This window comes from Moorena sp. SIO1F2, from assembly GCF_010672755.1.
Classification (GTDB): Bacteria; Cyanobacteriota; Cyanobacteriia; order Cyanobacteriales; family Coleofasciculaceae; genus Moorena.
The window spans coordinates 1-10,421 of sequence record NZ_JAAHFV010000233.1 but is presented as its reverse complement, the minus strand read 5'-3'; the positions used below and the strand labels follow the sequence as shown (position 1 = coordinate 10,421).

Sequence of the window (10,421 nt, the reverse complement as noted above, 5' to 3'; positions counted from 1 at the left end):
TACCTGTCGTAATCCTGATTCTTTTGGGAATCCTGGTTGCCAGTGTGCTCCTGTCCCAGTTTTGGGCACTACCAGCACTGACCCAGCACCCTGTGAAACTCACCCTATTGATGGGAGCGGGGGAATTTTCCTATTGGCAGGAACTACTGGTCAAGAATTTTGAGGCAGAGAATCCAGATATTCAAATGGAACTGATCGAAGGACCATTAAACTCTGACTTAACAGAAGACCTCTATACGTCGGCTTTCATTTTAGGAAACTCACCCTATGACCTGATTAACATGGACGTGATTTGGGCTCCTAAATTTGCCGCTGCAGGGTGGTTACTAGACCTATCAGACCGGGTTACTAAGGAGTATTTAAAGGAATTTCTGGATAAAGCAGTTGATTCAGGACGCTACCAGGGGAAACTATACCGCATACCATTCCGTTCCGATGGTGGTATGCTTTACTATCGTAAGGATTTGCTAGAGCAAGCTGGATTCCAAGCCCCAAAAACTTTTGAGCAGTTGGTCAGCATTTCCCAACAATTGCAGGAAAACCATGATCCAAAATGGGGCTATCTTTGGCAAGGTCGTCAATATGAAGGGTTGTCAGCCATGTTTGTGGAGATACTTGCAGGCTTTGGTGGTTTCTGGGTTGACCCGGAAACCTTGGAAGTGGGTTTGGATAAACCGGAAGCGATTCAAGCTGTAGAGTTTCTGCGCAGCACCATCAAACAAGGGATTTCACCCCCTGGTGTCACTACCTATCGGGAAGAAGAAACACGACTGTTGTTTCAAAATGGGGATGCGGTATTTCTGAGGAATTGGCCCTATGTTTGGTCATTAGCAAATCAAGAGGGTTCAAACGTCAAAGGCAAGATTGGCATTAGCCCTATGGTTCATGGTCCTGGTGGCAAACCTGGTTCTTGCTTAGGAGGTTGGGGTTTGGGAATTGCTAAATCTTCCAAACATCCTGAGGAAGCCTGGAGGGCTATTGACTATTTCACCAGTGAGAAAGCCCAGCGTCGGTATACTCTGGAAACTGGCTATCTGCCAACCCGACGGAAGCTGTTTGCAGACCCAGAGATTGTTGAGAAATATCCCTACTATCCAAAATTGCTAGAGGTGTTAGAGGGCTCTGTGTTGCGTCCACCAGTTCCCCAATATTCCCAGGTATCGGATATTTTACAACGGTACCTCAACGCTGTGCTAACTAATCCCAAACTCAGTGCTGAAAAAATGATGAAAGCAGCAGCTGATGAAACTCGTAGGCTGTTGTCGGTAGAAGGAAGAATTAAGAATGAAGAATGAAGAATTAAGAATTAAGAATTAAGAATTAAGAATTAAGAATGAAGAATTAAGAATGAAGAATTAAGAATTAAGAATTAAGAATTAAGAATTAAGAATTAAGAATGAAAACTGATCCGATAGCAGCACAGGAGCAAAGGACAGGGTGGCTGTTGGTAACACCAGCATTGTTACTACTCCTGCTAGTCTATGGCTATCCTATTTTGCGTTCGTTCTGGTTAAGTTTGTTCACTAAGAACCTAGGGACACAGCTACAACCGGTCTTTTCTGGTCTGAATAATTATGGGCGAATGATGGGGGATGGTCGCTTCTGGCACAGTCTCTGGAATACTGTGATTTTCACTTCAGTATCTGTTGCTCTGGAACTGGTGCTAGGAATTGCGATCGCATTAATTTTGAATCAAACCTTTAAAGGACGGGGTATTGTGCGCACCATCGCCATCCTGCCTTGGGCATTGCCAACTGCTTTGATCGGTCTAGTCTGGGCTTGGATGTTTAATGACCAGTTTGGGGTTTGGAATGATATCTTACTGCGTCTAGGTATTATTGAAGACGGAATCAACTGGCTAGGATACCCTACAACAGCGATGATGGCAGTGATTGCCGCAGACGTTTGGAAAACTACACCCTTCATCAGCATCTTACTCCTAGCTGGCTTGCAGTCTATTCCCCAAGACCTATACGAAGCCCATGCCCTAGACGGTGCTACACCCTGGCAAAGTTTCAAGCAAATTACTCTACCGCTATTGACGCCCCAAATCCTAATTTCCCTACTGTTCCGCTTTGCCCAAGCATTCGGAGTCTTCGACCTGATCAAAGTGATGACTGGAGGTGGTCCCGGAGGAGCGACAGAAGTTGTATCTCTCTACATCTATACCACTGTTATGGATTATCTAGACTTTGGTTATGGTGCTGCCCTTGTGGTAGTAACCTTTTTGATACTGGTAACCACCGTGGTAATTATAGCGCTAACCTTACGGAAGTAATGACTACTATTCCTAACTCATCATCCCCTCAACCCAAAACAAAACAAATTAACATTATCAAACCAATCATCCTCCCCCTAGGAATCATCTTATTGGTCATTTTCTGCCTAGCACCACTCCTTTGGCAATTCCTCACTTCCATCAAAGTCAACCAAGATATCTCTTCCCTTCCCAATATTTACTTCCCCACACGGTATACCCTTGACCACTATATAAACTTATTTACCCTGCGCCCCCTAGTCCACTATATTTTCAACAGCGCCTTCGTATCCATCGCTTCCACACTATTGTGTTTAGGGATAGGAACTCCCGCTGCTTACGCCTTAGCACGGTTAACCCTAAGGGGAGAAAAAATCATCCTTGCCGGGATTATAATTATTACCTTATTTCCCTTTATTTTGATATTCCTAGGACTCCTGGAAATTATCCAGATTCTTCAACTAGGAAATAATTATTTAAGCCTCATTGTTTCCTATACAGCTATCAATCTTCCTCTCACCATATTAGTGATGCGAAGTTTTTTTCAACAGCTACCGCGAGAGCTAGAAGATGCTGCTAAAGTAGATGGCTATAGCACCTGGCAAATGCTAATCCAAATTTTGTTACCCCTAACCGTTCCAGCTTTAGTAACCACAGGAATACTTACCTTTATTTTTGCTTGGAATGAATTTATTTTAGCCCTCACTTTCATTAGCCAAGAATCCATGAAAACCCTTCCCGTTGCTGCCGCTCAGTTAAGTGGTTCTATAGGGAAAGAGATTCCCTACGGTGCGATTGCTGCTATGACAGTTATAGGAACATTTACCCTAGTGGTATTAGTAATGTTTTTCCAAGGTAAAATTGTCCAAGGTTTAACATCGGGAGCAGTTAAGGGTTAACTCTTTGGGGTTGAAGGTTTGGAGGTTGAAGGTTGACGATAGTATGCCTAAACTACAGCTACATAATATTAATAAAATCTACAAGACTAACAAGGGTAACGTCATCCCAGTTAAAGACATTAGCTTACAAGTCGATGAAGGAGAATTTCTGACCCTACTTGGGCCATCGGGATGTGGTAAATCTACGATGCTGCGACTCATTGCTGGATTAGAGCAACCCACCCATGGCAAAGTAATTATCAATGGACGGGATGTTACTCATGTCAGACCAGGCGATCGCAATATCGCTATGGTTTTCCAAAGCTATGCTCTCTATCCTCATATGACCGTATATGACAATATGGCAGCTAGTCTGAAACTCCATAAAGTCCCTTCTGACCAAATTCAGAGCCTGGTGCAGGAGGTAGCGAATAAACTGGGACTGGAAAATTTGATGGAGCGTAAGCCTAGTCAGCTATCTGGTGGTCAGCGGCAGCGGGTGGCTCTGGGCAGGGCATTGGTGCGCCAACCGGCTGTGTTTTTGTTGGACGAACCTCTAAGTAATTTGGATGCTTTGCTGCGAGAGCAAGTTAGGGCGGATTTGAAGCAGCTATTTGTTGCTCAAAAGGCACCGGTGGTTTATGTGACTCATGACCAAACCGAAGCAATGACCCTCTCAACTAAGATTGCGGTGTTATCTGAGGGTAAGCTGCAACAGCTAGATACACCCCAGGGCATTTACAACCAGCCAGCAAATCAGTTTGTGGCTAGTTTTGTGGGTTCTCCCCAAATGAATTTACTGACACTTCACTGTCAGGGGAATTATGCCCTCTTGGGTCAGGTCAAAATTTCTTTGCCAAATTTGCCTCAAGTTCCGCCACAGATTGTTCTAGGTATCCGTCCAGAAGATGTCGCCCTAGCTCAACCAGAGGATAAATATAGGATTGAGGGTCGAATCTACCTGGTGGAAAATCTAGGGATGCATAATTTAATTAGTGTTCGAGTTAAGGGGTCAGACTCTCTCAGCATCCGAGCCTTATTACCGAATAATTTAACTTGGGAAACAGAAGAGGTTACCCTGGCAATACCACCCGAGTCGATTCACTGGTTTGATAGTGAAACATGCGTTCGCGTAGCGTCTCTTTAGAGAATCGCGTAGCGGCTCTTTGAGAGCATTGCATTTTACCCTAACTTTACTGAGTATAGCAGAAACAATTAGCTTAAAATATTAAGAAATATGTAGAAAATCGAACCCTAGCAAGGAGAGGGCAGCGATCAGAGGAGAGTAATGTAAACAATGTTTATATTTTGACAGTTAAAACTAATTTTGATAAACTAAATAGGGTATAATTAATGATGATTGTAATCAAGTTACAGTGACATCAACTCGTAAATGCTATCTAGTCTAAAGCTAGATAGGGTTAAACGCGATCGCTAAACCGTAAGCTAAACCATAAACTTAGTTTCGACCAAACCCCATTATTAATTAATCATTCTTTAAATGGAGGGCAAAATGTCCCCAAACCCCCTGACTGTTATTGTCAAGATCAAGCCTGGAGAAGAGCCAGCTCTAAAATCAATTCTCGAAGCCATTGACTCGGATCCAGCAAATAATCCCTATGTTCGCTTTCCTGAGAGCCGTAACACCCACTTGGCGCGTTTTGCCATCCTCAATGATCCTGATAATGGACCGCGCTTGCTCTTTTCCAGCAATTATGATGGTGAATTAGATAGCTACCTAAATGAAATAATTCAGATATCACCAGGAATGGATAGCCTATGGGAAAAATGCCAAGGCTATACCGGCAAGCCACAATTCTCTGAGTTTATTAACCAACACTCCTATCAGCCCGAAGCTTTCTACATCGCCTTTCGTAATGAAACAGTCGAAAGCCTCAAGAACTACATTGCAATTCGGAAACATATTGAAAATTTATTAAATCTCAAGGATGTAGCTAACTACCTAGATTGTTCAGGAGTCAAGCCATTTTTAGATAAAGTTGCCCAGGTTTCTCAAACTAATACTTGGTGGGAAGTTGTGGGATTGAATGGATTAAAGATCTTGAGAGGATTGGTAGATATGGTTCAATATCCCTTGAACCTAATTCGCGAAATCCTGTTGGTTATAATAAATTTTCTGGCTAGCATACTGGGCAAACCGGAAAATAGAAGTGAAATTGGACAATATACTAGTGTGAAAGCTGATCTCGCTCAAAGTCAGCTTCTGGCCAACGCAGAAGATCGTTTTGTCCAGAACTCAATGAATCACCTTGTAGACATTAAGCCTGAGCGAATCAAGCGTCTGAAGATAGTATTATTTCTAGTTAATTGGGCTGGACAATATCTATTTCCACCAGCATCCCTAGTTAATATCACTACAATTCATTTTGCCCGTTGGCTGATTATTGATGAAGGTAAACGTTTACTATTTTTAAGTAATTACGATGGTTCCTGGGATAATTATCTGAATGATTTTGTTGATCGAGCCAGCGACGGATTAAACTCCATTTGGAACAATACAATGACTTATCCAGAGGGAGGCGCTCAGGATATTGGGGCGTTCAAACAATATTTCCGAGATTACCAAACCCCATCCCTATTCTACTACAGTGCCTATCCTGAGCAAACTGTCCAAACTAGTTTGAGAGACCAACAAATTAGCAAAATGATCGGGACAAATTTTGATCGAGCTGCGATTGAGGAATGGTTAAAACTGCTCTAACGGTTTGTTTATAACAGTTTGTTGATAGATCTACTGAATAGAATAATTAATCGTCAGCTGGATGCAGCGATAACTCAGAGATAACTCTGTAACTCTAAACCCAGAAACGAGGGAAGTGACCATGTCAGAATTAACGCCAGAAGCACGGGAAGATATTCAGGGAATGATATTGAGTGGTTATGGGCATCTACGCTATGCCTTATATTTATTTGTTCAAATCAAGAACCCTAAACAAGCTCAGGCATGGTTAAAGACTATTCTCCCGGAAATCACCACAGCTAAATTGTGGCCAAAACGACCAGATGGAACCACGGAAAAACCTGAATATACCTTGAATATTGCCTTTACCCACAAAGGATTGCAAGCTCTTAACCTACCACAGCACACTCTCGAAACATTTTCCAGGGAATTAATCGAAGGGATAGCTACTTCAAAACGTTCTCGTATATTAGGAGATACGGCAGAAAGCGCTCCAGATCAATGGGATGTCGGTGGAGCAAATAATGAAGAGATTCATATGCTGTTGATCCTTTATGGATTAGACCCCGAAAGCCTCGCCCAGCAGCGCAACCAATTGCTTCAAGATCAAGACGATAGTCTAGTGGTTGTGGCAGAAGAGCCTGGGTTTAGAGCTCCTAGTAATAAGGAGCATTTCGGTTTTAACGACAGTATTTCCCAGCCGATCATTGAGGGGACTCGAAACAACCAAAACCCTAATCAAGATGTGGTTAAGACTGGAGAGTTTATCCTGGGCTATCCAAATCAATACGATTTCTTGCCTGCTACCCCATCTGTGCCAGTAGACCAGGATAGTGATAACATCTTGCCCAGTTTTCCAGGTACAGAGCTGTCAGAGTTCAAAGATTTCGGACGTCATGGAACTTACTTGGTATACCGGAAGCTAGCCCAGGATGTAGCTGGCTTTTGGCAATATATTGCCCAACAAGGACATGATGGCGAGGGTTGTCCCCATGCTCCAACCATGAGCTTGCTTGCCGCTAAGTTAGTAGGACGTTGGCCCAGTGGTACCCCCCTAGTGCTTGCCCCAGACCAGGATAACCCAGAGATTCAGGACAAGAATCAGTTCAAGTACTTACCAGAAGATAAGGAGGGTTATCGTTGCCCCATCGGTGCTCACATCCGTCGTAGCAACCCCAGAGATTCCTTTCTAGATGCCACCCCAGAGGATTCCTTTAAACTATCCAATCGGCATCGGATTATTCGACGGGGGGCTATTTACGGAGAACCTCTATTCCCCATCGATCATATCGAAAACGGTGAGTTGCCTGTGGATATCGAGGATGATGGCAAGCCCCGGGGACTGCATTTCTTCAGTATTAATGCTAATATTAGGCGTCAATTTGAGTTTCTTCAGGAAACTTGGTGTAACAATCCTCGATTTAACAGTTTATATGATAACAAAGACCCGATCATCGGAGATAATGACGGTTCTGCTCATATGACCATTCAGCGTTCACTGATTCGTAAACGAATTAATAACCTACCTCGATTTGTAACCGTCAAGGGGGGTGGATACTTTTTTATGCCAAGTATCACCGCCATGCAATTTATGGTTAATTGTGGTTAAATTGTCCAATGCCAGACCTGTTCAAAACTACTATAGTGCATCTAAATAGTGCATCTAAACTATTATGATTCCATTTGCTCTAACCTTTGCAGCAGTTTTTTCCCTGGAAATTGGGTTGATCTCCGTGTTAACCGTAATGCCTCAGCTCGGTAAGCTAGGCAAGACTATCTCGGAATCCTTTATACAAGCCCCTGGGCTGGACGTGATCTTATCAGTGATAGTGTGGATTCCTTGGGTGATCAGTGGACTACTTTTAGGCTGGGTGGGGGTTTTGGCTGCCCTAGTGGGTCAAATATTAGCGCTACAGTTGTGGATTGTTGCTCATGAATTAGTCCATTCTGAGGCAGTAAAAGGACCGAGAATTGTTAGCTACCTCAATCAGCGGTTTGGCTGGTGGCGAAACCACTTGGCATTATGGGTGACAGCTGTCAGTGTGCCAGTGTTTTTTTTGATTCGCCTTGCTGAAATAGCCTTGTATCCATTCCTAATCTGGTTACTCGGCTTCCCAAGTTACAAGCACAATGAATGGGTCAATGTCAGTCGCCAGAAGTTTGAAGGCTTAGTTGGTCATGATCTAATTTGGTGCCTTTACTGTGACTGGATGACTGGGGTGTATTCCCTTGGTGCTGAAATGTTGAGGAATGTCGAATCTTTCTGGTGTCCGATCCGCTTTTACAATGACAAAAAGTGCGAGAACTGTCGGCTCGATTTCCCAGATATCGATGGCGGTTGGGTTGCCCAAGACGCAACCATGGGAGACGTTGTACAAACAATAGAAGACAATATGCCTAGCGATCGCCAATGGACATGGTTTGGTCACCCAGATCGAGGGAATAGGGAGTAGGGAGTAGGGAGTAGGGAGTAGGGAGTAGGGAGTAGGGAGTAGGGAGTAGGCAAGAGGCAATAGGCAATAGGCAAGAGGGAAAAGGGAGCTTCGGAGCAGCGATGCAGTGAGGTCTTGGGGATTTCCATGCCAGTTGCTCTCCAAACTCTCCAAACTCCCCAAACTTCCCACACCTCCCGACTCCCGACTCCCGACTCCCGACTCCCGACTCCCGACTCCCGACTCCCGACTCCCGACTCCCTACTTCGGCAAGACATCTAGGGGAAAAATCGAGAAAAATTCTTCTGTTGTCGGTTCTTTATGGGGGACATTATTCAGTCGGTTTCGTAGCCGAGAAATTAACTCGTAAACCTGCTTGCGAGGACGGTTAATTCCCCCTAAAGGTCTATGCTCTGGTAGAGAATGCCATGGGGTATAGGACAAATCCTCACAAAATTTGATTTGCTCAGGGGATTCAAAGGTCTGAGCAGGAATCTTGAGAGTAGCTACTTTTTGATAGGGTGATTTCCAATCAATGGTGGGGTCTTCAATTGGCATCTTATCGGCATCGGTCTGAAACTGAATTAAGAAATCAAAGCAAGCTTCTTTATTGTTGAGATGTTCTCGGATTGCGTCGCGGAGATAGTTTTCTGTTTTAGGAATCGACTTAGAACTAGTTGAGATATTATCAGGAGAAGGCTTCAGGGAGAATTTAATCGCTCCTGACCCATATTTGTATGGAGTTGTACTCCAATATTGAGATTCTAATGGACTGCGAATCTTAGACAACCGAATCCGTAGTCCGATCTGGATCTCACGCCAGCGCCATTTAAATGGATTAAGTCCAGTTATGAAAAACTTTATGGGATTCCGGCTTCCAGAACGTTCAATTTCTGCAAAAAACTCAATGTAGTCTTTGGCATTGCGAACTACGAAAAGCGGGTGGTCTATTAGCAAAAAATCTTGGGTTTCTTCATATTTTTCATCCTCCAAGACTTTGTCTCCTGGTACACCCATCAGTTTAACCGCCATACCATGGGCATCACCTTTGGTATCCTTCTGCTCACTGAAATTTGAGAAGCGAATACAAGCGGGGAAACGCTTACCTGGTTCTTTAAAAATACCAACTCTAATCTTATCATCGTTAGGGAGGTTAGGGTCAATGATAAATTCTCCTCTAACACAACCATGAGCTTTGGGATGTTCTCCCCGTTTTACAGGAGGATGTTTGTCAATAAGTCGTTCACTGATTTGAGCAATTTCACGAGTAGCTTCTTCTTCATCCGGCGGTACGTTTTCTTGACCAATTTCTAATTTAGTCATCGCTGTCGCCTCTTTTACTCCTTTGGCTTTTTAGTATTATAGCATCAGGGTAGGGAATAGGGAGTAGGGAGTAGGGAGTAGGGAGTAGGGAGTAGGGAGTAGTATTTAGTTTTATCGTTTGTTTTTTAAGTATTTAGTTTTTAGGTGGGCAGTGTCTAGTAATTTCATTGGCTTGCTAATCTAATCTCTCTCAACCACTGCCCACCCTAGGTTAGCTTACTACGTTAATGGTTAAGCAATGCTTAACCAAGTAGTAGCAAAGAAGTTATCTGTATTATTCCAAAGTTCAACTAGATCAGACTGAGCATCACCATTTACATCGGTAACTAAGTAATCAGTATCGACTCGAAAGTCCCCTACTTGTGTATTACTGCCGAGGCTAAATCCACCCAGACCATCACTAATCCAAGTCGCAGCAAAGAAATTATCTGTATTATTCCAAAGTTCGACTAGATCAGACTGAGCATCACCATTTACATCGGTGACTAAGTAATCAGTATCGACTCGAAAGTCCCCTACTCTGGTATTACCGCCGAAATCAAATTCACCCTGACCATCACTAATCCAAGTCGCAGCAAAGAAACTATCTGTATCATTCCAAAGCTCGACTAGATCAGACTCACCATCGCCATTTACATCGGTGACTAAGTAATTAGTATCGACTCGAAAGTCCCCTACTCTGGTATTACCGCCGAAGTCAAAATCACCCTGACCATCACTAATCCAAGTCGCAGCAAAGAAACTATCTGTATCATTCCAAAGCTCGACTAGATCAGACTCACCATCGCCATTTACATCGGTGACTAAGTAATTAGTATCGACTCGAAAGT

Annotated in this window: 11 protein-coding genes; 8 read left to right on the top strand and 3 right to left on the bottom strand. The window is 43.5% G+C overall.

The window, feature by feature from the left end; all coding sequences use genetic code 11:
- Window positions 1–23: 23 nt before the first annotated feature.
- The 7 genes from F6J94_RS23125 to F6J94_RS23095 all read left to right on the top strand — a co-directional run bounded on the left by F6J94_RS23125 (window position 24) and on the right by F6J94_RS23095 (window position 8,289).
- Window positions 24–1,295 (top strand): ABC transporter substrate-binding protein, encoded by a 1,272-nt coding sequence (locus tag F6J94_RS23125; protein ID WP_367142258.1) that lies wholly within the window; start codon window positions 24–26, stop codon window positions 1,293–1,295.
- A gap of 101 nt (window positions 1,296–1,396) precedes the next feature.
- Complete coding sequence (locus F6J94_RS23120; RefSeq protein WP_293044510.1) at window positions 1,397–2,278, top strand: carbohydrate ABC transporter permease; 882 nt, start codon at window positions 1,397–1,399, stop codon at window positions 2,276–2,278.
- Complete coding sequence (locus F6J94_RS23115) at window positions 2,278–3,156, top strand: carbohydrate ABC transporter permease (RefSeq protein WP_293044508.1); 879 nt, start codon at window positions 2,278–2,280, stop codon at window positions 3,154–3,156. Before F6J94_RS23120 ends, F6J94_RS23115 begins: the two co-directional genes overlap by 1 nt.
- A gap of 43 nt (window positions 3,157–3,199) precedes the next feature.
- Window positions 3,200–4,282: an ABC transporter ATP-binding protein gene (locus F6J94_RS23110; protein ID WP_293044506.1), complete on the top strand. Its 1,083-nt coding sequence runs from the start codon at window positions 3,200–3,202 to the stop codon at window positions 4,280–4,282.
- A gap of 366 nt (window positions 4,283–4,648) precedes the next feature.
- Window positions 4,649–5,857: a hypothetical protein gene (locus F6J94_RS23105; RefSeq protein WP_293044504.1), complete on the top strand. Its 1,209-nt coding sequence runs from the start codon at window positions 4,649–4,651 to the stop codon at window positions 5,855–5,857.
- Between the two features lie 121 nt (window positions 5,858–5,978).
- A complete protein-coding gene (locus F6J94_RS23100; RefSeq protein ID WP_293044502.1) occupies window positions 5,979–7,445 on the top strand; it encodes a hypothetical protein in 1,467 nt (488 codons plus the stop codon).
- A 64-nt stretch (window positions 7,446–7,509) separates the two neighbouring features.
- Window positions 7,510–8,289, top strand: a complete 780-nt coding sequence (locus F6J94_RS23095; RefSeq protein ID WP_293044500.1) for a hypothetical protein — start codon at window positions 7,510–7,512, stop codon at window positions 8,287–8,289.
- On the opposite strand, the gene F6J94_RS23090 is transcribed toward F6J94_RS23095, so the two are convergent.
- Window positions 8,262–8,417, bottom strand: a complete 156-nt coding sequence (locus F6J94_RS23090; RefSeq protein ID WP_293044498.1) for a hypothetical protein — start codon at window positions 8,415–8,417, stop codon at window positions 8,262–8,264. The genes F6J94_RS23095 and F6J94_RS23090 overlap by 28 nt on opposite strands.
- Between F6J94_RS23090 and F6J94_RS23085 the strand changes: the two genes are divergently transcribed.
- On the top strand, window positions 8,416–8,550 hold the full coding sequence (locus F6J94_RS23085; protein WP_293044496.1) for a hypothetical protein: 135 nt from the start codon (window positions 8,416–8,418) through the stop codon (window positions 8,548–8,550). The genes F6J94_RS23090 and F6J94_RS23085 overlap by 2 nt on opposite strands.
- Here F6J94_RS23085 and F6J94_RS23080 read toward each other — a convergent pair.
- Window positions 8,530–9,591 carry a catalase family protein gene (locus tag F6J94_RS23080; RefSeq protein ID WP_293044494.1) on the bottom strand — a complete coding sequence of 354 codons (1,062 nt, stop codon included), beginning with the start codon at window positions 9,589–9,591 and terminating at the stop codon, window positions 8,530–8,532. The genes F6J94_RS23085 and F6J94_RS23080 overlap by 21 nt on opposite strands.
- Window positions 9,592–9,822: 231 nt before the next feature.
- Window positions 9,823–10,421 (bottom strand): hypothetical protein (locus F6J94_RS23075; protein WP_293044492.1); only part of this gene is annotated, 599 nt, incomplete at its 5' end.